Here is a 21,238-nt window from a genome sequence, read left to right as displayed (position 1 = left end):
GCTTCACCTGACACCGTTGTAGCATGTCATCCAATCGACGACAAGCCGGAGCGTCGTCCATCAGGTGACAAGATCGGAGGACCACGGTGCCCAGGCCCGATCAGCCCACGCCGTCCCCAAGCCAGCACTCCGCCCCCGTGCCCTTCCTCGCCGCCGCAGCGGCGCTGGACGCCATCAACGAAGCCATGTACACCGCCCACACCGCGCAGGCCGACGAACCACACACCCCCGCCGCAGCGCCCCAGCAGGCCCTGGCTTCCCTGATGCTGCTCCGCGAGGTCCGCGAACAGCTCGCCGTCTGGGAGACGGGTCTGATCGAAGCGGCCCGGGAAGCGGGCGCGAGTTGGGCGGACCTGGCCCCACCGCTCGGCGTCGCCAGCCGCCAGGCCGCCGAGCGCCGTTACCTCCGCCTGCGGCCCGACCCCGCCAACACCACCGGCGAAGCGCGCGTCAAAGCCACCCGTGACCGCCGCGCCGCCAACCGCACCGTCGCCGCCTGGGCCCGCGACAACGCCGCCGACCTGCGCCAACTCGCAGGGCAGATCACCGCCCTCGCCCACCTGCCCGCCCACGCCCACGCGCCCGTGGAGCACCTCAGCCAGGCCCTCGCCGACAACGACGCCGCCAACCTCCTCGCCCCGCTGGCGGCCGCCGCGCCGCACCTCCAGCACCACCACCCCGACCTCGCCACCCGTATCGAGACCCTCACCCGGCACGCCGAACAACTACGCCACCAAAGTGACCATCAGCGCCGCACCACCTGAGCCACCGAGCCTCTGCCCCTCACCGTGGTGCATCCGCCGCGCCCCACCTGGTCAGCGGCCGCGATGGGGGGCCGATGCAGCCTCGTGCGATCAAGGCCTGCATGGGTAATGGAAGGCACCCGCGGTGAGCTGGAAGGTTGTGGAGTGGCAGTATGGAACTCCATGAAGATCGCAGCAGGTCAGTTCACCTGTGTCCCGGCCGACGTGGCCGCCAACGTCCGGCAGATGACCGTTCTCGCAGGCCAGGCCCGCGCTCAGGGTGCAGAGCTCGTGGTGTTTCCCGAGCTGGCCTTGACCGGGTACGAGCTTGAGGCCGTACTCGCTGATCCTGCCCTCTGGGCGACGGCGGAAGACCAGCGCCTGGACGTGATCCGGAAGAGCGGCATCGCCACCGTCGTCAATTGCGTAGCAGCCACCGACGGGCCACGGCCCGCGATCGAGACGCTGGTCTTCGGGGCCGACGGCGAGCTGCTCACCAGCTACCGGAAGCAGCACCTGTTCGAGCATGAGCAGGCGGCCTTCGCAGCCGGGCAGCACGATGGGCGATTCGAGTTCGGAGGTGTGCGCTTCGCGCTCGCCACGTGCTACGACAACCACTTTCCCGACTTGACCGTGCGTGGGTCCACTGACGGGTGTCAGGTGCACCTGGCCAGCTCGCTGTACGGCACTGGCGCCGGAGTTGATGAACTCGCGGCGATCTATCCGGGAATCGCCAAAGACTCGAACATGTACGTCGTGCTGGCCAACCATGTCGGACCGGCAGGGCCGTGGACCGGCTGCGGCCGTTCTTCCATCTGGGCTCCGGACGGCGCCCTTATCGCGGAGGCCGACACGGAGACGGCCATGGTCGTCACGACCGACGTCGGGTGAGCCTCGTTCGGCTCACGCCCGGAACCAGATGATGACCGCGACGGCGGTGACGGTACCCAGGCAGACGTATCCGCGCTTGTCAGAGCGGGTAGCGACGGCCCGAAACTGTTTCAGCTTGCTGATCGCCCGCTCCACGCTATTGCGCTTCCTGTACCGCGCGGGGTCGAAACTTGGGGGCCGGCCGCCCTGTGCACCCCGGTTCCGGCGCCCGGCCTGCTGGCCCTTCCTCTCCGGGATCACGTGCCGGATGCTGCGTCGCCGCAAGTAGGAGCGGATGGCGCGGTTGGCGCGGCGTCAGCGGGTGCTCGGATGCTCGTAGAGGTCCAGGGGCGCGGGGCCGTACTCGTACAGCAGGGAGCGAGGTGGTTGGCGGTCTGATGTCGGTTCAGCTGGAGTCCTGTCGGGCGTGGGCTGCCGGTTCCCTAAGGAAGTGGTGTTCCGCCGGTGGCATTGAGGACCTCCGCTGTGATGTAGCTAGCCTGCGGTGAGGCGAGGAAGACGTAGGCGGGAGCCATTTCCGCTGGTTGGGCCGGCCGTCCCAGGGGTGATTGCTTGCCGAAGGTGGTGGTGTCCGGGAGCGTCGCCGGGATCAGGGGAGTCCACACCGGCCCGGGGGCGACCGCGTTGACGCGGATGCCGTCGGAGGCCAGCATCTGAGCGAGCCCCTGCGTGAAGGTGACGATGGCGCCCTTGGTCATGGCGTAGTCGAGCAGGTGCGGGCTGGGCTTGTACGCCTGCACCGATGCGGAATTGATGATCGATCCGCCCTGAGGAATGTGCGGCACAGCCAACTTCGAAAGCCAGAACATGCCGTAGAGATTGGTGCGGACCACGCGGTCGAACTGTTCGGTGGTGATGGCGCTGATGCCGTCGGGCTGCGACATCTGGTAGGCGGCGTTGTTGACGAGGATGTCGATCCTGCCGAACTCCGTCACCGCGCGTTCGATGAGGCGCTCACACTGCTCTTCCTCGCGGATGTCGCAGGGCACCGCCACGGCGGCACGTCCGGCTTCCTCGATGTGGCGGGAGGTTTCACCGGCTTCCTTGCCTTCTTCCGGGAGGTAGGTGAACAGGACGTCCGCGCCCTCGCGTGCGAATGCCAGGCAGACAGCTCGCCCGATGCCGGAGTCCCCGCCGGTCACCACGGCCTTGCGCCCTTCCAGGAGGCCGCTGCCCCGATAGGAGTCCTCCCCGTGGTCAGGCGGCGGGTCCATGGGCCCCGTCCAGCCGGGGTGCGCCTGGTCTTGCTGCTCGAACTCCGGCTGAGGGTGCTTGGTGACCGGGTTCTGCTCGGCTTTGTTGTCGCCTGCCACTTTAGGTCTCCTTCGTTATTGGCCGCGGGTCCGTGTTGTCGATGCGACGGATTCCGGAGTCCGTTCGAGGTCTTGGTAGTCCGTGCCGTGTTGGGCTTCGCCCACCCAGTAGGTGACGGCACCTGGTGCGAGGGAGAATCCGAGGTCAGTGGGGGCTCCTGGAGAGTCGATGCGCTTGCCAGGTGTGGCACGGACTCCGTACCGGATGACGCCTACCGCTTCAGGGAGTGAGAACGGTCTTGATCATGCCGTCCTCCTTGGCCTGGAAGGCCGCATAGGCGCGCGGCCCTTCTTCGAGGGGCAGTGTGTCGAACAGCGTCAGCATCGGCATGGGGTCGACGGCTCCTCCATAGAGTCCGATGAGCGAGATGGTGCCGCCGCGGTGCACGGCATCGACGGCTGTGTTGAGGGCCGCCATGCTGTCCACGCCGGCTCGGCCCAACATCCTCTCGCCCAGTGCGTCGGGCAGCAGGCCGGCGAACTGCTGGGCCACCTTGGCCATGGGCGTGCCGTGTGCCTCCATGCCCACCGCGTCGATGACGGCGTCGGTGCCGCGGCCTCCGGTGAGGCTGCGGATTTCCTCGCCCACATCCTTTTCGTGTTCCTTCAAGTCCAGGCTGTGCACCGGGCGCGGGCCCGCGCCAGACGTTCGGGGACGAGGTCCACGCCGATGACCTTGCTTGCGCCCTGGTGCAGGGCGATGCCATCGGCTCATGCCCGAGAATGTCACCGGGATCGAGGTAGGGGCCGAGCACCTCATAGAGATGCAGGTCGGACCCGCAGATTCCGGTCGAGGTGATGCGGACGATGGTGTCGGTCGGGTCCACGATCTCGGGGTCGGGGACCGTGTCGATGCGAACGTCGCGCTTGCCGTGCCATGTCAAAGCCCTCATGACGCCTCCTTCGAGCCGTGACGGCTCGTCAGGCCGTTTTACCTAGTTTGTCCCTAATCGACGGCGCTGGGCGCGGGATGCGTCAGCGGCAGTCGAGGGGCCAATCGCCCTCTCGCACTGGGGCGCCGCCGGCAGTGTCTTTGTGCGCTCAGGGGACAAGGAGAGAGTCGTCATGCACCTGAGCTCCCGGGAGCTGGTGGTGTGCGGCGATCAGAGCCGCGTCCACGTCGGAGGTGCCAGTGGAGAGGCACAGGGCGCAGGCGACCTCGGTCATGCGTCCGCGCGGCTCTGCGTTGCCGCATTCTGCGTGTACAGCCCGCAGGGCCTCGTATTCGTCCACGAGCTTGCGCAGCACTGCGGGGTGGGCCGTCAGCATGCCGGACTCCTCAGCTTTGGACTCCACCGTTCTCAGTGGCACTCACGCCGGTACCCGGTGCACGAACACTCATGTCCCCTGGTCACGGGGAGAGGTGGCGGACGCTCCCTGAGCCCTGCTGGGGGCCAATCTTGCGCCACTTGAGCCGTCCCGGTGGGTGCCCGCAGTGACGTAGCGGCAAGAGAACCGGTTGCCGAGGCGCGCAGCGGCTGCCGTAAGGGCACCTGGGCCCCGGCCACCCGCCACTCGTGGAACCAGCCCCCGCGTCGTGTCGTTGCCGAGGGGCCCTGGGCCTCCCCTCTCGTGCGCCGCGCTGGAGGCGCCGCTGCCCCAAGGGCGGTGGCTAGCCGTCGGCTGTGAGATGTGGAGAGGCAGGGGCGGTGCTGGTGGTGAAGAGCCGCAGTGTGCCGCTCAGTTCAAGCACACGGCGCACTGCGGGGCTGGTCGCCCGCAGGGACACGGTCTTGCCGTGTCGCAGCGCCACCTGACGTACGGTGAGGAGGACCTTCACGCTGGAGCACGCCCAGAAGGAGACCTTGCTGAGGTCGATCCCGATTCCACGGTCAGAGGCGCTCAGAACGTGGGTGAGAGCCCTTTCGAGTGCCTCCTCGCAGCCATAGTCGATCTCACCCCGCAGGGCCACCACGGTCTCTTCTGCATCGGAGACGCTGGAGACCCTCATCAGGCATGGCGGACCCACCGCCCCACCGACTGGGTTCTCGTGTGGCGTGGCGAGCTGCTGCGCCCCCGGGGCGCGCTCTGTCACAACCGTCACTACCCGAGGGTCCACCCCGCTTGCCCTTCTCGGAGACCTGCCGATGCCGGAACTCGACACACGCAACGTGTTGCACGAAATATATGTCATGTATTTGGCGTCAGCCAAGGGGCCCTCATAGGATTGCCGCATGGGAGTGCCTGACCCTCACAACGGATGGACGTTCATCACCAATCACGCTCGCGTGCTGGCAGCCATCGCCGACGACCCCAACGCCCGCATCCGCGACATCGCCGCCCACTGCCGGCTCACCGAGCGCGCCGTCCAGCGGATCATCGCGGATCTTGAGCAGGGGGGTTACTTGTCGCACAAACGCGAAGGACGCGCGAACACTTACCGCATCGAGCCCGGGAAGGTGTTGCGGCACCCGGCTGAAGCCGGCCTCCCCGTCGCCTCCCTCCTCTCCCTGCTCGTCCAGGACGAAGCGCTCCGCAGCGAGCAGCCGCCCCCGCGCGCCGACGCGTAGCGCCGAACACCGCGTCGCGGCTGCCCGTGGCACCGTGACTACGCCCCGCGAAGTATCGCGCCGTCGGTTGACGTTCACCGGTGTGGTGGGTACCCCCAGGACTGGCACCGCCTGATCTGAAGGCGGCAGCCGAGTCGCGCTCCGGATATGAGCGGGACAAGTTCCGCCTGTGGACGGACGCCGATCCCGACGGCTGCGAGATGCGCAAGGAAGTCCTCCTGGCCGACGCGGTCAAGAAGCCCCGCGAAGGCCGGAACCGGCGGGCCGGGTCGTGGTGGTCGGCGCCGACATGGACAAGGGCCTCGTCGGTCGTCGCGTGGTCGTCGATCCGGCGATCTGCGACTCCGGAGGGCCGGATGCGAACCCGGTGGGGTTGAGGGGGAGCGAACGCGACGGTGGTTACGCCGAGTATGTGACCGCGCCGGCGGAGCGAGTTCACGATGTGACGGAATCCCCGCTCACGGACGATCAGCTCGCCACGTTGCCGATCGCCTACGGCACGGCGCTGGGGGTGATCGAGCGGAGCCGACTGCAGGAGGGGGGAGACCGTGCTGGTCTCGGGAGCATCCGGCGGAGTCGGCCTCGCGCCGGTGCAGATCACCCGAGCGCGCGGTGCAAGGGTGCTTGCCATCAGCAGCGGATACACGATCGATTCGGTGCGCGAGGCGGGTGCGCACGAAGTCGTCGACCGGGCACGAGACGTCGCCTAACAGATCCGCGCTATCGCCCCGAAAGGCATCGACGTCGCACTCGACATCGTCGCCGGGGCCTGGTGAGTGAGGGGCTGCCGCTGCTGCGCGAAGGCGGCCGGTGGGGCGTCGCCGGCGCGCTCGGCGGCTACAACGTGTCTTTTGACGTGCACCGTCTTCACCTGCACAACGCGCAGGCGATCGGCATCCTCGATGCACACCCCCGCGCACTTCGATCTCCTCATGGACATGGCTCGCCAGGCCGGGACGACGGGCGCAGCACGCATCGCACCCACCGTGATCGTGCCGTCTTCTGGGCTGGGCGTGCGGGTGCCACGCCCACCCATGGCGCAGGTGGGGCATTTGCGGCCACAGGGGTGTTAATGCGGCCTCCGTCCGGGAACCCGTGAGCCATCAGCCGGAGAAGTCGGCTGCCGGAGCGAGAGGCGGTGTGCCGTGGGGCATGGCGGCGATGTGATTGCGGAGCTGACGACCGATCACCGTGAGGTCGAGGAGCTGTTCGAGCAGTTCAGTGACGCTCCTCCTGGTGGGGAGGACCGCAAGCGGCTGGTGGATGCGTTGACGATCGAGCTGGTGCGGCACTCCGTGGCCGAGGAGGCGTACCTCTACCCGGCGGTGCGCGAGCACTTGGAGGACGGTGACGCGCTGGCGGACAAGGAGCTCGCCGATCACGCCCGCGTCGAGCAGCTGCTCAATGACCTCGAGCGGCGCGAGGCGACGGACGAGGACTTCGACCAGCTGGTGCGGGAGCTGCGCTCCGAGGTGACCGCGCACGTGGATGACGAGGAGAACAACCTCTTCACCCGGCTCCGCAACGGTGTCCACCCCTACGTGCTGGAGGAGCTGGGCGACAAGGTCCGCCAGGCGAAGAAGAGCGCTCCCACCCGCCCCCATCCCGCTGCCCCGAGCACGCCGCCGGCCAACAAGCTGCTCGCTCCGGGCCTGGGCCTGGTGGACCGGGTGCGCGACTACGTCAGCGGCCGCGGCCAGTAACCCACCCAGAGCTCTTCCCGTACGCAAGTGAAAGGTGAATGACGCGCCGTCGTCGGCGCCGATGACCTCCTCGCAGCCCTCTCCAGCGAATAACGGCGCTGTGCTGCGGACTGTGCGGCGGGCGGGTACCTTCACTCATCAAGATCAGTTGCAGGACCACGCCGTCCGCCTGCGCGGCCACCTTCGCGGCCGCCGCAGGGCCGCATCGGCCAGTCGCAGCTCTAGACGCGCTCGGCGTCGAGTTCGTCGCCTTGCAGGTGGCGCACGAGCGCGGGGCGGTGGAGGTCGGCGACAGGGCCGAGGAGGTCGGGGTGGCGCAGCAGCGTCGCCGCCCGGCGATCGCGGTCGTCGGGCCGGGTCAGCCGGCGGAAGTCGACACTCATCCCGGCGGCATGCTCACCGCAGGAGAGGGCGGCCACCGCCTCGTCGGCGAGTTCCGGTGTGGTGAGCAGGCACGCAGCCCAGCTCGCCACGACCTCGTCGACCCAGGTGCGCCAAGGCTCCTCGAACGCCTCCGGGCCGGATACGTCGACGCCGGTGATCCAGTCCAGCCGGGCCGAGCCGCCGGGGCCGACGAAAGCGACTGCCGCGGCGTCCGCCGCCGTGGGGTAGCGCAGCCACGCAGCGGCCGTGGTTGCCTGGTGGGCCTGGGCCTCTGCGAGGGCCACGTCGAGGGCACCGCCCGTGGCGGGGTAGGAGCGCAGCAGCCACTGCGCGGTGGATGCTATGACCGGTGAGATATCGGTGGACAACGACATGGCGTCCTTTCTCTTGCGCCACAGGGTCACCGCAGGTCGCGGACCGTCGCGCAGTGCAGTGGGGCCGTACCCCGGGCGCCCGGAAGCCTAGACGCGCGGACCATCGGGCGAAATGACGCAGCTCACGCGGAATGCTTCGATATGCCCGTTCGTCCTTTCAGGGCCCCGGGGCCGACGGAGCCCTTCAGCAGCACGCGGTAGTTAGCGGAGGCGACGGTCCCGTCCGCCCGCGCTCCTTGGCCGGGAGCCTCTCGCGGTCTGTCTGCGCCCCGGGATGCGGGTTCTCGATCTCGGCTCCGGCAAGGGCGCCACGTTGGTGTTCCTGGCCCGCGAATACGGTGCCGAGGTCGTCGCGGCCGACTGGTGGAGCGCGCCCGAGGACGCGACAGCCGTCTTCGCCGAGGCGGGTGTAGGGGACCAGGTGACCGCTGTGCGAGCGGAGGCTCACGCCCCTGCCGTTCGAGGAGGAGAGTGAGCGGTGGCGCTTTCACTGGGGGATCACCGAGTTGGTGGAGGTCACTTCGGCGCGGCCGCAGCCTGATGCCTGGCGGGACTGGCTGCTGTGGGCCCGGGCAGGGGCCGGGCATCAGCCGGCCAGCCGTAGCGCGAACGCGCCCGTTATCGACCTGCTCACAGCGGACGGCGGGGATTCCTTTCCTTCGCTCTGGTCACCGCACGTAAGAGCTGAACAGGCCGTAAGCCTGTTTCTCCGGTCGTGAACGGGGGAGCGGACTTCCTAGCCCCGGCAGCCGCCCTGGCGCCGCAGGGCTGACCGTGCCACGGCGGCCGTACCCAGCGCGGCGCCGAGCAGGCCACCGACGAGAGCGGCGGGGTGCCGGGCCAGCGCGGTTACGGGCGAGTGAGCTGCTGCGTGGTCATCGAAGTCGCCGTGCGCGCCGTAGTCGTGCCCGCTCCTGCCGTCGGCGGGCTCCCAGAGGTTACCGGTTCGGTCCGGGGGAGCCGGGGCGTCGGTCTGCTGGGAGTCGAAGCCGGTGCGGGCGAGGTAGTGGTCCAGGAGCGCGGGGGCCAGCTTGTTTGCCAGGACGGTCGCGAAGGTGGACGCGCCGACGGCATATTGCTTGCGCCGGGGATGGTCGGCTGCGTGGACGATGGCGCGGGCGGCGACTTCCGGCTGGTAGATGGGCGGGCACCGGCTGCGGGTGGCGGGGCAGGCGGGACCGCAGCCAGGAAAACTGAGGGGTGTTGACGGCCGGCAACTTCACCAGGGTGACGTGGACGCCGCTGCCCTCGTGGAGGAGCTCTGTGCGCAGGGCTGAGGTGAAGCCGTTGATGGCGTGCTTGGCGCCGCAGTAGGCGGACTGCAGAGGCACGGACCGTTCGCCGAGCGCCGAGCCGACCTGCGTCGGGCAGGCTGGTGGTGGCCGCGGCGACCATGCCGCCCTCGGCGCCTGTCAAGCCGCGCAGGACCGCATACGACTGCCGAGCCTCGCGGGCAGCGATGGTGTCCCTGAGCCCCGGGACCGCCCAGGCCCATGCTCGCTCGGTTGCCGCCCAGGCTCGAGCGGGGTGGACGGTTGGTGTTTGTGGGAGCCCGGTGCCCAGCTCCAGCACCAGATCGCGCCGCTGGCCGGTCGGGAGCACCAGGTCAAGCGTGAACTGGTCGCCGTGGCTGCTGCCGTCGGTCAGCCGGGCGTCCCCGGCTCCCGACCACCGCAACGCCAACTGGCCGAGGCGCGCCTGCCACTGGCCTGCCGGGCCGAGCCTGACCTCACGCATGGGCTCCTGCCCGTACGCCGGCAGCGGGTGCAGCACGACATGTACGCGGGCCGGCCCGTCGAGGGCCACGATGCGCCGCAGCAGCACCAGCCGTCCGGTCTGGCCGGGAAACGCCAGAGCATCGCGGCACTCGACGATGCCGGTGCGCGTCACCCACCGGCTGCGCCAGATCAACGAGCCCTCCTCGTAGGCGCCGCCGGGTACGAACGGTTCCGCTGGAGTGACCGCGTACAGGCCCCTGCCTCCGACGAGCGCGGCGAAGACCGCGTCGTCGTGCCATCGTGGGGCACACAGCCAGCAGATCTCGCCGCGCGGGCCGACCAGGGCGCCGCGCTCGCCGTCAGCCAGCAGCGCGTAGCTGCCCAGCTCCTGCGGCGGATATGCAGGGCCTAAGTTCGGCCGTTGCTCCCTGGTCATCGTCGCCGCGCCTCAGGCGATCCGGTACGGATCGGCGCGGTCGGCCCGCAGCACGAGCCCGTGGCCGGGTGAGCGGTCATGGCCGGGCCGGACGGTACCGCCCGCAGGGTCCAGAACGCCGCCGAAGACCAGGTTCTCGATGCGCACGTGGTCGTGGAACCACTCCAGGTGCCGCAGATTGGGCACGGAGGCCGCGGCGTGGGCGTGGACATGGGGTGCGCAGTGGGCTGAGATCTGCAGCCCGGCCGCTTCGGCCAGCGCTGCCGCTCGCAGCCAGATGGTCAGGCCCCCGCAGCGGGTGGCGTCGGCCTGGAGGCAGTCCACGGCGCCTTCCTGGAGCATGTGCCAGAAGTACGGCAGCGTGTAGCCGTACTCTCCCGCGGTCACCTCGGAGGTGACGCCGGACCGGACCTGCGCAAGTCCCGCCAAGTCGTCAGAGGAGACCGGCTCTTCGAACCAGGTGACGCCATGCGCGTCAAGGTGCGGGCCGAGCCGGACGGCCTGTTTGCGGGAAAAGGCGCCGTTGGCGTCGACATACAGCTCTGCGGCCTCGCCGATGCTCTGGCGGGCCAGGGCGATGCGCCGCCGGTCGCGATGCTCCTCGGTTCCCCACGACTCACCGATCTTGATCTTGACCCGCAGGATGCCCTGCTCCGTGACCCAGGTGCGCAGCTGCCGGTCCTGCTGCTGGTCGTCGTAGGTGGTGAAACCACCACTGCCGTAGACGGGCACGTCGTCGCCACTCGCGCCCAGGAGCCCTGCCAGCGGCACCTGCAGCAGTCGCGCCTTGAGGTCCCACAGGGCGATGTCGACCGCCGAGAGGCCGCCCGCGATCAGCCCGGGCCGGCCGGCGTTGCGCACGGACCGGGACATCGCCTCGTTGGCGCCCGGTACATCCAGCGCGCAGCGGCCGGTCACGATGTCGGCAAGCTGTTCGTCGATGACCTGGGCCGTTGCCGCTGCTCCGTAGGTGTGGCCCAGCCCGGTCGTGCCGCCGGAGTGAACCCGGGCCACCACCATGGTGGCGGAGTCCCAAGCCAGCGTGCCGTCGCCCTCGGGTGCGTCGGTAGGGACCCGGTAGACCGAGGCCTCAACCGAATCGACAACCGGCTCTGACGAACCGCCCAGCTGGGCCGCGCTGCCGGCGTTCTTGGGACGCACCGTCAGTCCTGGTGGTGCTTGCGGCCCGGGAGAAACTCCTGGACCTTTGCTTTCAAGCCCTGCTTGACGACCGCCGTGCGGTCGCTGTCGCCCTTGAGGACGGCGGTGGCCGCTGCCTCGATCTGGTCGAGGCCGGCGTGCGGCGGAATCGGCGGGACGGCCGGATCGGTGCGGAAGTCGATAACGAAGGGCCGGTCGGCGGTTAGCGCCTGACGCCAGGCGTCCGCTACCTCGCCGGGCTTCTCCACCCGGATGCCGCCAAGTCCGATGGACCGGGCGAAGTCGGCGTAGGGCACGTCCGGGAAGCGCCTGTGAGGCGAGGAACTGCGGGGCGCCGGACATCGCGCGCATCTCCCACGTCACCTGGTTGAGATCCTGGTTGTTCAGTACGGCGACAATGAGTCGAGGGTCGCGCCACTCCTGCCAGTACTTGGCCGCGGTGATGAGCTCCGCCATGCCGTTCATCTGCATGGCTCCGTCGCCGACGAGGGCCAGCGCGGGCCGGCCGGGATGGGCGAACTTCGCGCCGATGACATACGGCACGCCCGGGCCCATGGTGGCGAGCGTCCCCGACAGCGAACCGCGCATGGTGCCGCGCATCCGCAGGTGGCGGGTGTACCAGTTGGCGGCCGAGCCGGAGTCCGCGGCGAGGATGACATCGTCCGGCAGCAGCGGATCGAGGGCGTGCACGACATACTCCGGGTTGATCGGCTCGGCCTCCACGGCGGCCCGCCGCTCCATCACCTCCCACCAGCGCGCCGCATCCTTGGCGATCTTCTTGCGCCATTCGCCGTGCTTCTTCGGCTTGAGCTGCGGCAGCAGCCGTTGCAGGGTCGCTCGGGCGTCACCGACGAGGTTGACCTCGAACGGATAGCGCATCCCGACCATGTGCGGGTCGATGTCGATCTGCACCGCCCGCGCCTGGTCCAGCTCGGGCATGAACTGGGTGTAGGGGAAGCTCGATCCGATGACAAGCAGGGTGTCGCAGTCCCGCATCAGCTCGTACGAGGGTCGGGTGCCCAGCAGGCCGATGGCGCCGGTGACATAGGGCAGGTCGTCGGGGAGCGCGTCCTTGCCCAGCAGCGCCTTGGCCACGCCTGCGCTGAGCATCTCGGCGGCCTGCTCCACCTCCGCACGTGCCCGGCGGGCATTTTGCCCGATCAGGATGGCGACCTTCTCTCCGGCGTTGAGGACGTCGGCGGCGCGGGCGAGGTCGTCCTCCATGGGTACGGGCGCGTACGAGGCGATGCCGAGGCTGGAGGGGACCATCTTGAAGTCGTGGGTGGGCGGCGAGTAGTCCAGTTCCTGGACGTCCGCCGGGACGATCACCGCGGTGACCGTGCGTCGGCCGTAGGCGGTCCGCATCGCACGGTCGATGGCGTTGGGCAGTTGCTCGGGGACCGTCACCATCTCGCAGAAGTCGGAGGCCACGTCCTTGTACAGGCTCAGCAGGTCCACTTCCTGCTGGTACGAGCCGCCCATGGCACTGCGGTTGGTCTGGCCCACGATCGCCACGACCGGGACGTGGTCGAGCTTGGCGTCGTAGAGGCCGTTGAGGAGGTGGATCGCGCCCGGCCCGGATGTGGCCGCGCAGACACCGACCCGGCCGGAGAACTTCGCGTAGCCGACGGCCTGGAAGGCGGCCATCTCCTCGTGCCGGGCCTGGACGAACTTCGGCTTGTTGTCCGCCCGTTCCCAGGCGGCGAGCAGGCCATTGATCCCGTCGCCGGCATAGGCGAAGACGTGCTCGACGTCCCATTCGCGCAGCCGCTGAAGAATGTAGTCAGAGACCTTGGTGGACACGCGTGATCCTCATTCCTCGTCGGTGAAGTGCGCTGCCCACGCCGGCGCCCAGCGCACCCAGGGCGGCCAGAGCCCCGGCCGCCGCCAGGCGTGCATCGCGGGCAACGGCCCGGGGCCGGGGTGCGGCGTGCTCGGGAGCGTCGGTGGGCAGTGGCCCCTCGAGGCCGAGGGCCAGTGCTTCGGCCAGGTGCAGCGCGCCCCGGCCGGTGTCGCCGTCGGTGATCTGCGTCCGGCAGCTGAAGCCGTCGGCCAGCACCAGGGCGTCAGGGTGGGTGGCGCGCACCGCGGACAGCACGCCGTGTTCGGCGATCGTCATCGAGATGTCGTGATGGCCGCGTTCGAAGCCGAAGTTGCCCGCCAGCCCGCAGCAGCCGGAGTCCAGGACGTCCGCTTCGACGCCGGCCCGCCGCATCAGCTCCCGGTCTGCGTCGTCACCCAGTACCGCATGCTGATGGCAATGCGTTTGCACGGTCGCCGGCCGCCCAAGCCGGGGTGGCTTCCAGCCGTCGGGAGCGTGGTGGACGAGTTGTTCGGCGAAGGTCCGAAACTGTCGGGCCAGCCGCTGGATGTCCGGGTCATGAGGGAGCAGCTCGAGGGCGTCGGCGTGGAAGACGGCCGTGCACGAGGGCTCCAGGCCGATGACGGGTGTCCCGGCTTCGATCCAGGGACGCAGTGCTGTCACGGTGCGGTCCAGCACTCGTTTGGCGAGGGACAGCTGCCCCGTCGAGATCCACGTCAGTCCGCAGCAGAAGGGCTGGAGGGGGACCGCGAGGTGGAATCCGGCATCTTCCAGGACCCGCACCGCCGCTTTGGCGACGTTGGGGTGAAGGTGGTTGCTGAAGGTATCCGGCCACAGCACCACCGTCCGAAATTGATCTTTGGCAGGGGCGCGCGCCGCACCGATTCTTCTGGGCCTGGTGGTCACCGCGGCCTATCCCGGACAGCCCGGTTGCCAAGCCGCCCCGAAACCCGATCATGCCTGTCAAACTGATCGTAGGTTCATGTCATGACGACCGTTGACGACATGGACTACGAGTTCCGCACTGCCCGGGCTGAGGATACTCAGGCCATCGCGGCACTCGACGGATCCTTCACCACCCGCACCATCTTCCACGTGGCCGTCACCGAGGGCGGGTTCGCCCTCAAGGAGATCCCGGTGGACCCGCCCATCCGCAAAGTCTTCGACACCACCGCGCCTGCCAGGGCTGCCTGCGCCCGGGCTCGCACCGAGCACGCTGCCCACCGGGCAGAGGAACTGGCCATACGCCAAGAGCGAGGAGAGCAGGCACAGTCTGCAGCGACCGTGTCCGTGCACCGGTCAGCGCATCTCCCAGGAACGCGCCTGCAAGTCAGCAACCCGATCCCGATGCTTCAGGGTCTGAAGGGACTCAGCTCCGGAATTGCGTTGACGATTGAGCTGCGCCAGGCTGTCAGGTTTTAGGGAGTGCTATACCCATTTCACGCATGGCAGCCGAGGCGGGACCGCCTTCGGAGCGTTCGGTTTTGTAGCCCTTGGTACGAGGGGCGAGGGTGCGGGGGTCGACGGCTTCGGAGGGGGCACCGGTGGCGTAGAGGCCATCTGGTTGCTGGTCGCGGTCGTGGGGGGCGAGCCAAAAGACGCGGCGCAGGAAGGTACCGGAGGCGCGGGAGGCTTTGGCGGTGGGGCCGAGGACGGCGTAGCCGATGAGGCGGCCGTCGCGGTGGTAGGGGGGTTGGCGCCGGCGGCTGGAGACGCGGTCGAGGGACTGGCGGACGTAGTCGAGGTCGGTGGTGTCCTCGAGCCACACGAGGTCGGTTTCGTGCGTGAGGTCCTTGGGATCGATCAGGGCGCTCACGCGTTCCTCGGTGATGTCGGCGATGAGGCCGATGCCTGGGTAGTACTTCTTGGAGTTGGAGGTGGCCATCTCCTTGGGCGAGCGCAGGCCGAGGGTTTCGCGGACGCGGCCGGCGAAGGCGCGGGAGGAGACGGGGGTGGCACCTTCACTTTCGCACCAGCGGGTGTAGGCGAGATAGAGGTGCTTTTGTTCGGCGCGCAGTCCGGGGTCGGTCTTGCAGCATTCGGTGAGGAATCTGCCCATGTGGTCTTCGGTCTCGGCGTAGGCGATGGTGGCCAGGCGGACCCTTTCGGGGCCGGTGAGGTCTTTTTCGCCGGAGAGGTAGCGTCGGGCGCCGTCGACGAGCCAGGTGAGGAGGCCGGGGCCTCCCTCGCGGACGAGGATGTCGACCTTGCGGGTGTCGGGGACGACGCGTTCAAAGGGGACCAGGCTCATTCGGCGCCAGAAGACGAAGCCGCCGGTGCCGACTTCGGGACGGGGGTTGCCCAGAAGAAACAGTTTGTGTGTGGGGACGAAGGAGAAGAAGTCCTGGCGCATGCGGCGGGCTCTGATGATGTCACCGCCGGTCAGGAGTTTGACACGGGAATCATCGAGGCGGTCGCCGGCCTTGAGTTCGGAACAGACGATGACCCGTCGGCCGTGGGGGCGGACACTCCTGTTGCTGCCCAGAACTGCTTACCGAACGTATGACTGTATTGACGGTTGGTCATCAGCTGGTCCAGCCTCTGGGGTTGCGGTACATGAAGCCGCGCTTCCCAGAGAGGAATTCATGGCCATGGAGCCGACGAAGGAGCAGCAGGCTGCCCGTGAGGTGTTCGCCTCCGGCCGGGACCTGGCCCTGGTCGCCGGAGCAGGGACGGGCAAGACGTCCACGCTGATCCTGATGGGCGCCGCGACCCGCAAACGCGGGCTGTACGTGGCGTTCAACCGGTCGATCGCCGACGATGCCCGCGGGCGGTTCGGGTCCAATGTGGAGTGCCGTACCGCGCACTCCCTGGCCTTCCGCGCTGTCGGCCACCACTACCGTGAGCGTCTGGATGCCTCGGCGAGGATCCCCGCCAAGCACACCGCCCGTCTGCTCGGCATCACCCGTGACCTTGACGTCAACTCCCGCCAAATCAAGATCACTCACGCCGCGCGTCTGGTGATGGGCATGGTCCGCAAGTTCTGCTACACCACCGACCGGCAGGTCATGGCCCGCCACATGGAGCCGGTCAACGGCCTCGACGGCCCCGGCCAGGACTATCTCGCCCGCACCCTGCTGCCCTACGCACATCGCGCGTGGGAGGACATCTGCTCGCCCGCGGGCCGGCTGCGGTTCGAGCACGACCACTACATGAAGCTGTGGGCGATGACCGCCCCGCAGCTCGGGGCGGACTTCGTCCTGCTGGACGAGGCCCAGGACACCAACCCGGTGCTGGAGGAGGTCTTCCTCGCCCAGGACGCGCAGCGGGTGTGTGTCGGGGACCCTGCCCAGCAGATCTACGGCTGGCGCAACGCGCGCGATGTGATGACCGGCTTCCCGGCCGACCAGCTGCGCCTTACCCAGTCCTTCCGTTTCGGCCCGGCCATCGCCGAGGTGGCCAACCGGTGGCTGGGACACGCCGAGTCGGAGATGCAGCTGACCGGCCATGGCCCCGGCTCCCGCGTCGGCGAGGTGGCGCAGCCGGAGGCGGTGCTGTGCCGGGGCAACGTCGATGCGATGAGCGAAGTCCTGTCCTTCCTGGAGTTCGGCATCCCGGTGGCGCTGACCGGCGGGGGCAGCGCTCTGCAGCGCATCGCCAAGGCCGCGCTCGAGCTCAAAGCGGGCCAGCGCACCAGCCACCCGGAGCTGTTCTTGTTCTCCTCCTGGGGCGAGGTACAGGAGTACGCCGAGCAGGACAAGGCCGGCCAGGACCTCAAAGCGATCGTGCAGCTGGTCGACACCTACGGCCCCGACCAGATCATCACCGCGGTGGACCGCTTGTCTCCGGAGGAGAAGGCGCAGGTCACCGTCTCCACCGCCCACAAGGCCAAGGGACGGGAGTGGCCGTCGGTACGCATCGGAAAGGGCTTCATAGCCCCGTCGGTGGACGACCACGGTCTGCAGCGCAAGCTGAATGCGAGCGAGGCCCGCCTGATCTACGTCGCGGTCACCCGCGCACGCCATCTGCTGGACACCGAGGGCATCACCTGGATCGACGAGTACGAAAAGACCATGGCCGACGCCGGCCGGGACGGCACGGTGGCCGGGCGGCCGATGATCGAGCTCAGTCTGACCGGACAGCTGAAGTACGACTCCTCACCGATCTCGCAGTTCATGGCCGCCCACCTGCCCTACAGCCAGAACCTGGTACGCGACTACCAGTCGCGCATCGCCTGCCTCCCGCACCCGGTGCAGCCGATCGACGTGCAGTACCCGAACTGGACGGCCCTCGGACACGCCATCGACTACCGCCTGCGCCTCAGCCTGGGCGGGCGGCTCGGACTGGCCGTTGTCGCCGGTGTCACGCTCCTTGACGAGACCGGACCGCTACGCGGCGCACCGGCTCGTGGCTCCCGCAAGGCCCTGCACGCGGCGGGCCGAAAACTGCTGGCCACCGTCGACACCTACCTCGCCGACCCCAGCAGCCTGGACGAGAACGCGCTCATCCGGCTGTGCTTCGTAGCCGGCTTCTTCGAGGACGTCGCCCGCACCGGTGAGATCCGCCGCTTCAGCATGCTCGCCCAGGCCACCGCCGCCACGACCCTGGACGACCTCACCGCGGCGGTCCCCGAGTACGTCGTGACCGACATCGACCAGCAGACGCGGCTCGCCGACGGCCCGTTCGCCACCTTCCGGGCCCTACCACAAAGGGCCCGCGTGTGTGGTCCGGTCTTCGCCGGCAGCGGCGACATCGGCGGCGCCGACGCCGACTACATCCTCGGCGGCCTCCTACTGGACTGCAAAGCCACCAAAGACCCCCACCGCCTGGGCCGCGAGGAGATTTACCAGCTCGCCGGATACCTCCTGCTGGACTACGACGACCAGTTCGGCATCGACCAGGTGGGCCTGTACCTCTCCCGCCAGGGCGGCCTGATCACCTGGGAGGCCGCCGATTTTCTGCGGCGGCTCGGTGCGGCCATGCCACTGGCACAACTCCGCGCACAACTGCGCCAACATCTGCATGATGCCGGAGGGGGACGCTGATATGCCTACCTGCACCGGATTAGATACCAACTCAGGTTGCCGGTCCGATAGACAGCCGGGGAGAACCTGATCCGCTGCCCCACTTCGTCGCCGTCCGGGCCCTGGGGCTGGACTCCGGAGCGGCCGCTGCCGGACGCAGCGCTGGTGGAATCCGGGTTGGGCGTGAAGCCGGGAGCGGGGGAGTGCTGGAAATCCGTGGTGAGGCAGGGGAGGGGCTCGTAGGTGCGCAAGGCCTCTCTCGGGCAGCACGAAGCCCTGATGGTTGCCGGGAGCTGGCGCGGTCTGGGTTCGTATCGGTGCGGAGCTCTTCAGGGGGTGTGCTCCCCGTGGTGTTCGGCGGTGTTGGCTCGGGTGGACCGGAGAGCGATGTTCGTCGTGCCGGCCGGGGACCACTGGAACCTCGTTCTTGGAACTCATGGACGACCACTACGACGTCGGTTGCGCCTCGGGACTACCGCGGGGTGGCTGGCCTTTCGAGTGTGGCGTTGGTTGGTGTCATGCCGTGTCACTGAGTGGGTAGGGGACTTTGGCATGCCAAGTGCCTGCGGTTTGCGGCGGGTGGTGCCCAGTTGACCGCCGGGTCGCGTTCACGATGGTTGGTGAGCCTGTTGACGAGGCGTCTGGCGCGGTTCGGCGGGAGCGCTGCCAGGGGCGGCGACCTTCTGCTTCGACGTGCTTCTCTGCACTTCACTCTCATGGGTGAAGGCGTGTATGTGGCTCGTCAAAGGGCCTCCGAGATGGATGGGATGGAGTCAGGGGCGGTGACGGCTCCGGCCGCTGCCGGGCAGATCCCCGGCGTCGGTAAGATCAGCGCTCTCATGGGGGGTGCGATGCGAACGTCGGGAGTGGGCAGCGAGGGGCAGAAATACGCGCTGACCTCGGATGAGGACGACAGCGATTTCTGGGGCTTCGCTCACGAGGCCGAGGGGCTGTTCACGCCCCTGCCTGATGAGGAAGGAGCGCGCCGAGTGCACCTCGCGCGTTGCCTCCCGCAGGGCGGCCTACTGAGGTGCGTTGACCACGTCGGCAGTCGTCGTGCCGTGGCAGGGAACGCCTGGTTCCAGCTCCTCGACGGTGACGGTGCCACCATGGGGTCCTACTTCGCCAACGAGGTCACCGTCATCGACGTCAAGCCCTCCGCCAGCGGTGCCGGCCTCGTCGACCTCACGGTGACGCTCTGGTGCGAGAACGCCTTGCCCGGAGCGGAACGATGGTGGGAGCTGATCCGCACCGGTCACCTGAACCACACCGGAATGTGGCACGAACTCGCGCCCAAGGACCGACACGCGTGGCTGTCGGTGGCCCTGTGGTCCCGGGAGTACCAACGCCAGGGGAAGCCCGATGCGCCTGCAGGCCAGGTGTTCACCTTGGACGGCCGACACATCGTTGACAGGGACACCTTCTACTGCGCCATCGGTGAGGCCATCAACGGCCCCGGTGGGTACTTCGGCTGGAACCTGGACGCTCTGGACGACTGTCTGAGAGGCGGCTGGGGCGCGACCACTCCGTTCACTTTGCACTGGGACTCCTCGGCCGAGGCTCGGACGCGGTTGGCAGAGCGCGTGCCCGCCGGTGATCGCGAGCTTGTGCTGTTCGACCTCCTCCTGGAGACCTTCGATGCACGGGGTGTGAGCGTCATCCTTCGGTGACAGCTCGTTGCTTCGAGGCAACGGCCTGGGGGACGTCATTCGGACTCCTGCGGACGGCGGCGTGCGGGGATGCCGAGGTGGACGGCTGGGCGCTGGGCTCGGCGTTGGGTCTCGTCGCGCTTCGCGCGGAGGCCCCCATGGCTGAACCGGTCCCGCTGTCCCTCTCGCCGGAGCGCCTGGAGCAGCTAGGGGGTGTCGTTCGGATCATGGTGGATCAGGGAGCGGGGCCTGGCGCGTGCGATCGCAAGGCGGAGGAGGGAGTCGACGCGGAGCGTCGGCGAGTGACGACAACGCGGATGGGGGTCCCCCCGCGCCGTTCAGGCGTGGGGGAGTGCGTGCCAGGCCCCGCGAGCCCGCCATGATCCGAACGACACCCCCTAACTGATGCGGTCCGGCTGAGGGCGGTTGTGTACCCGTCCCCGAAGCTGACGTCGGTCCGTCGGCGCTCGCGGCAGTACCCCGGAAGCCGGCCGAAGCCGCGGCGGTCCCGCGCGGCTGCGCCGACGCCACTACTGAGCCTTAGACCATGTCCTACGTGGTGAGGCGGACGAGTCGTTTGTAGCAGCACAAGGCGGCAGCCAAGCCGAGAAATGCCAGGTAGTTACGGGGGTTGCGTTCGTAGCGGGGGCTGAGGCGGCGGTAGCCGGACAGCCATGACATCGTCCTTTCGATCACCCACCGGCGGCGGCCCAGCCGTTCGCTGGACTCTATGCCTTTGCGTGCGATCCGGACTCCAATGCGCTTGCCACATAACCATTTCCGCAGGTCCGGGCGGTCGTAGGCTTTGTCCGCGTGTAGGCGCTGGGGCTTGAAGTACCGACCTCGATGAGGGTCGTGTCTCGTTTGGTGACCCTCGATCATGGGCTTCAGCCCCTCGCTGTCGTGGGTGTTGCCGGCTGAGACGCCGACGAGGAGAGGCAGTCCGTTCGCGTCCGACAGGATGTGCATCTTGGAACCCGGCTTTCCCCGGTCCACGGGGCTCGGACCTGTGTGTTCGCCCCCTTTTTTGCCCTGACGTGGGCGGTGTCGAGGACGACACGGGTGACGTCGAGGAGGCCGGCATCATCAAGCCGGTGCAGCACTGCCCAAAAACGCCGCCGACAACGCCCGTCGCGTCATCGGCGCCCCGTTCCAGGTAGACCTCCCCGTCGAGTACGTCACCGGCCGCCCCTGACCCCGCGCCCGGCGCCGCCCGACGAACGCTCGGGCGGCGCCGGAAAGAGGCCAAGGCGTAGGCGCCCCAGTGCTCGCTCGCGACGATGCACTGAACGATCGTCCCTTGCTGGAACATTCGGGTCTCCCGATGACGCGTCGATGTGGGCTATGCGGCTGCCAGGAGTTCGCCGGTCGCAGCGACCAGCTCGTCGGCGGCAGAGTTGGCGCGTGCGCGGGTGGTGTGGAGGACGGCGTGGTCAGCGGCGCCGCGCATGGCATAGGTGGCGTCGGCGGCGGCCTTGGATGTGGGCCGAGAGCGCCCATCGCAGCGCCAAGGAAAAGGGCAAGGACGCCTTTAAGGACTGACTGCCACAGAAATACGCGGGGCCCAACA

At 68.7% G+C, this 21,238-nt stretch carries 15 protein-coding genes and 9 pseudogenes; 9 read left to right on the top strand and 15 right to left on the bottom strand.

Annotated elements, in window-relative coordinates:
- The first annotated feature begins 86 nt into the window (after positions 1-86).
- Positions 87-764, top strand: a complete 678-nt coding sequence (locus CFW40_RS00295) for a type III effector protein (protein ID WP_088795816.1) — start codon at positions 87-89, stop codon at positions 762-764.
- Positions 765-926: 162 nt separating this feature from the next.
- Positions 927-1,634 (top strand): carbon-nitrogen hydrolase family protein, encoded by a 708-nt coding sequence (locus CFW40_RS00290; protein ID WP_088795815.1) that lies wholly within the window; start codon positions 927-929, stop codon positions 1,632-1,634.
- 12 nt (positions 1,635-1,646) lie between these two features.
- Here the strand turns inward: CFW40_RS00290 and CFW40_RS37685 are convergent, their stop codons facing one another.
- The 6 genes and pseudogenes from CFW40_RS37685 to CFW40_RS36885 all read right to left on the bottom strand — a co-directional run bounded on the left by CFW40_RS37685 (position 1,647) and on the right by CFW40_RS36885 (position 4,898).
- Positions 1,647-1,769: a hypothetical protein gene (locus tag CFW40_RS37685; RefSeq protein WP_371127225.1), complete on the bottom strand. Its 123-nt coding sequence runs from the start codon at positions 1,767-1,769 to the stop codon at positions 1,647-1,649.
- 287 nt (positions 1,770-2,056) lie between these two features.
- Entirely contained in the window at positions 2,057-2,947 is an 891-nt protein-coding gene (locus CFW40_RS00280; RefSeq protein WP_088795813.1) for an SDR family oxidoreductase, read from the bottom strand.
- A gap of 15 nt (positions 2,948-2,962) precedes the next feature.
- Positions 2,963-3,094, bottom strand: a pseudogene (locus tag CFW40_RS37680) (NADPH-dependent oxidoreductase); the annotation flags it as partial.
- 73 nt (positions 3,095-3,167) lie between these two features.
- A pseudogene (locus CFW40_RS00270) lies at positions 3,168-3,840 on the bottom strand (zinc-binding dehydrogenase).
- Positions 3,841-3,988: 148 nt separating this feature from the next.
- Positions 3,989-4,216 (bottom strand): DUF5133 domain-containing protein, encoded by a 228-nt coding sequence (locus tag CFW40_RS00265; protein WP_088795812.1) that lies wholly within the window; start codon positions 4,214-4,216, stop codon positions 3,989-3,991.
- A 343-nt stretch (positions 4,217-4,559) separates the two neighbouring features.
- Positions 4,560-4,898, bottom strand: coding sequence for an STAS domain-containing protein (locus CFW40_RS36885; protein ID WP_176956630.1), 339 nt, complete (start codon positions 4,896-4,898; stop codon positions 4,560-4,562).
- A 223-nt stretch (positions 4,899-5,121) separates the two neighbouring features.
- Here CFW40_RS36885 and CFW40_RS00255 point away from each other — a divergent pair, with 223 nt between their 5' ends.
- The 3 genes and pseudogenes from CFW40_RS00255 (at position 5,122) to CFW40_RS00245 (ending at position 7,160) form a co-directional block, all read left to right on the top strand.
- A complete protein-coding gene (locus tag CFW40_RS00255) occupies positions 5,122-5,457 on the top strand; it encodes a helix-turn-helix domain-containing protein (RefSeq protein WP_088795810.1) in 336 nt (111 codons plus the stop codon).
- Positions 5,458-5,665: 208 nt separating this feature from the next.
- Positions 5,666-6,407 (top strand): annotated as a pseudogene (locus tag CFW40_RS37670) (zinc-binding dehydrogenase); the annotation flags it as partial.
- Positions 6,408-6,602: 195 nt separating this feature from the next.
- On the top strand, positions 6,603-7,160 hold the full coding sequence (locus CFW40_RS00245; protein ID WP_088795809.1) for a hemerythrin domain-containing protein: 558 nt from the start codon (positions 6,603-6,605) through the stop codon (positions 7,158-7,160).
- 221 nt (positions 7,161-7,381) lie between these two features.
- Here the strand turns inward: CFW40_RS00245 and CFW40_RS00240 are convergent, their stop codons facing one another.
- Complete coding sequence (locus CFW40_RS00240) at positions 7,382-7,912, bottom strand: hypothetical protein (RefSeq protein ID WP_088801813.1); 531 nt, start codon at positions 7,910-7,912, stop codon at positions 7,382-7,384.
- A 280-nt stretch (positions 7,913-8,192) separates the two neighbouring features.
- Between CFW40_RS00240 and CFW40_RS37665 the strand changes: the two genes are divergently transcribed.
- Positions 8,193-8,393: a cyclopropane-fatty-acyl-phospholipid synthase family protein gene (locus tag CFW40_RS37665; RefSeq protein ID WP_256331689.1), complete on the top strand. Its 201-nt coding sequence runs from the start codon at positions 8,193-8,195 to the stop codon at positions 8,391-8,393.
- Between the two features lie 261 nt (positions 8,394-8,654).
- Here CFW40_RS37665 and CFW40_RS00230 read toward each other — a convergent pair.
- The 5 genes and pseudogenes from CFW40_RS00230 to CFW40_RS00210 all read right to left on the bottom strand — a co-directional run.
- Positions 8,655-9,279: pseudogene (locus CFW40_RS00230) on the bottom strand (SDR family NAD(P)-dependent oxidoreductase); the annotation flags it as partial.
- A gap of 430 nt (positions 9,280-9,709) precedes the next feature.
- Positions 9,710-10,072, bottom strand: a pseudogene (locus CFW40_RS37660) (trehalase-like domain-containing protein); the annotation flags it as partial.
- 12 nt (positions 10,073-10,084) lie between these two features.
- Positions 10,085-11,233: an enolase C-terminal domain-like protein gene (locus CFW40_RS00220; protein ID WP_088795807.1), complete on the bottom strand. Its 1,149-nt coding sequence runs from the start codon at positions 11,231-11,233 to the stop codon at positions 10,085-10,087.
- Positions 11,234-11,235: 2 nt separating this feature from the next.
- Positions 11,236-13,036: pseudogene (locus CFW40_RS00215) on the bottom strand (thiamine pyrophosphate-requiring protein).
- A pseudogene (locus tag CFW40_RS00210) lies at positions 13,017-13,907 on the bottom strand ((Fe-S)-binding protein); the annotation flags it as partial. The pseudogenes CFW40_RS00215 and CFW40_RS00210, both read right to left, overlap by 20 nt.
- A 135-nt stretch (positions 13,908-14,042) precedes the next feature.
- On the opposite strand from CFW40_RS00210, the gene CFW40_RS36880 reads away from it, so the two are divergent.
- Entirely contained in the window at positions 14,043-14,477 is a 435-nt protein-coding gene (locus CFW40_RS36880; RefSeq protein WP_176956631.1) for a hypothetical protein, read from the top strand.
- Here CFW40_RS36880 and CFW40_RS00200 read toward each other — a convergent pair.
- Together CFW40_RS00200 and CFW40_RS00195 are read right to left on the bottom strand one after the other, a co-directional pair.
- Positions 14,467-14,871 (bottom strand): DUF6009 family protein, encoded by a 405-nt coding sequence (locus CFW40_RS00200; RefSeq protein WP_088801812.1) that lies wholly within the window; start codon positions 14,869-14,871, stop codon positions 14,467-14,469. The genes CFW40_RS36880 and CFW40_RS00200 overlap by 11 nt on opposite strands.
- Positions 14,872-14,877: 6 nt before the next feature.
- Positions 14,878-15,513: pseudogene (locus tag CFW40_RS00195) on the bottom strand (phage/plasmid primase, P4 family); the annotation flags it as partial.
- 133 nt (positions 15,514-15,646) lie between these two features.
- Here CFW40_RS00195 and CFW40_RS38635 point away from each other — a divergent pair.
- A complete protein-coding gene (locus tag CFW40_RS38635; RefSeq protein WP_306427414.1) occupies positions 15,647-18,040 on the top strand; it encodes a UvrD-helicase domain-containing protein in 2,394 nt (797 codons plus the stop codon).
- A 599-nt stretch (positions 18,041-18,639) separates the two neighbouring features.
- Complete coding sequence (locus CFW40_RS00185) at positions 18,640-19,689, top strand: barstar family protein (RefSeq protein WP_256331690.1); 1,050 nt, start codon at positions 18,640-18,642, stop codon at positions 19,687-19,689.
- A 531-nt stretch (positions 19,690-20,220) separates the two neighbouring features.
- Here the strand turns inward: CFW40_RS00185 and CFW40_RS00180 are convergent.
- Positions 20,221-20,780: pseudogene (locus tag CFW40_RS00180) on the bottom strand (IS5 family transposase); the annotation flags it as partial.
- Positions 20,781-21,238 lie beyond the last annotated feature (458 nt).

The organism is Streptomyces sp. 2114.4 (assembly GCF_900187385.1).
Taxonomy (GTDB): domain Bacteria; phylum Actinomycetota; class Actinomycetes; order Streptomycetales; family Streptomycetaceae; genus Streptomyces; species Streptomyces mooreae.
The sequence above is the reverse complement of the archived record's forward strand: the minus strand, read 5'-3'. Positions and strand labels throughout refer to the sequence as shown.

Coding starts and splice junctions, on each gene's coding strand:
- CFW40_RS36880 (WP_176956631.1), top strand. CDS start 14,043: ATGACGACCGTTGACGACATGGACTACGAGTTCCGCACTGCCCGGGCT.
- CFW40_RS00255 (WP_088795810.1), top strand. CDS start 5,122: ATGGGAGTGCCTGACCCTCACAACGGATGGACGTTCATCACCAATCAC.
- CFW40_RS36885 (WP_176956630.1), bottom strand. CDS start 4,898: ATGAGGGTCTCCAGCGTCTCCGATGCAGAAGAGACCGTGGTGGCCCTG.
- CFW40_RS37665 (WP_256331689.1), top strand. CDS start 8,193: ATGCGGGTTCTCGATCTCGGCTCCGGCAAGGGCGCCACGTTGGTGTTC.
- CFW40_RS00290 (WP_088795815.1), top strand. CDS start 927: ATGAAGATCGCAGCAGGTCAGTTCACCTGTGTCCCGGCCGACGTGGCC.
- CFW40_RS38635 (WP_306427414.1), top strand. CDS start 15,647: ATGGAGCCGACGAAGGAGCAGCAGGCTGCCCGTGAGGTGTTCGCCTCC.
- CFW40_RS00265 (WP_088795812.1), bottom strand. CDS start 4,216: ATGCTGACGGCCCACCCCGCAGTGCTGCGCAAGCTCGTGGACGAATAC.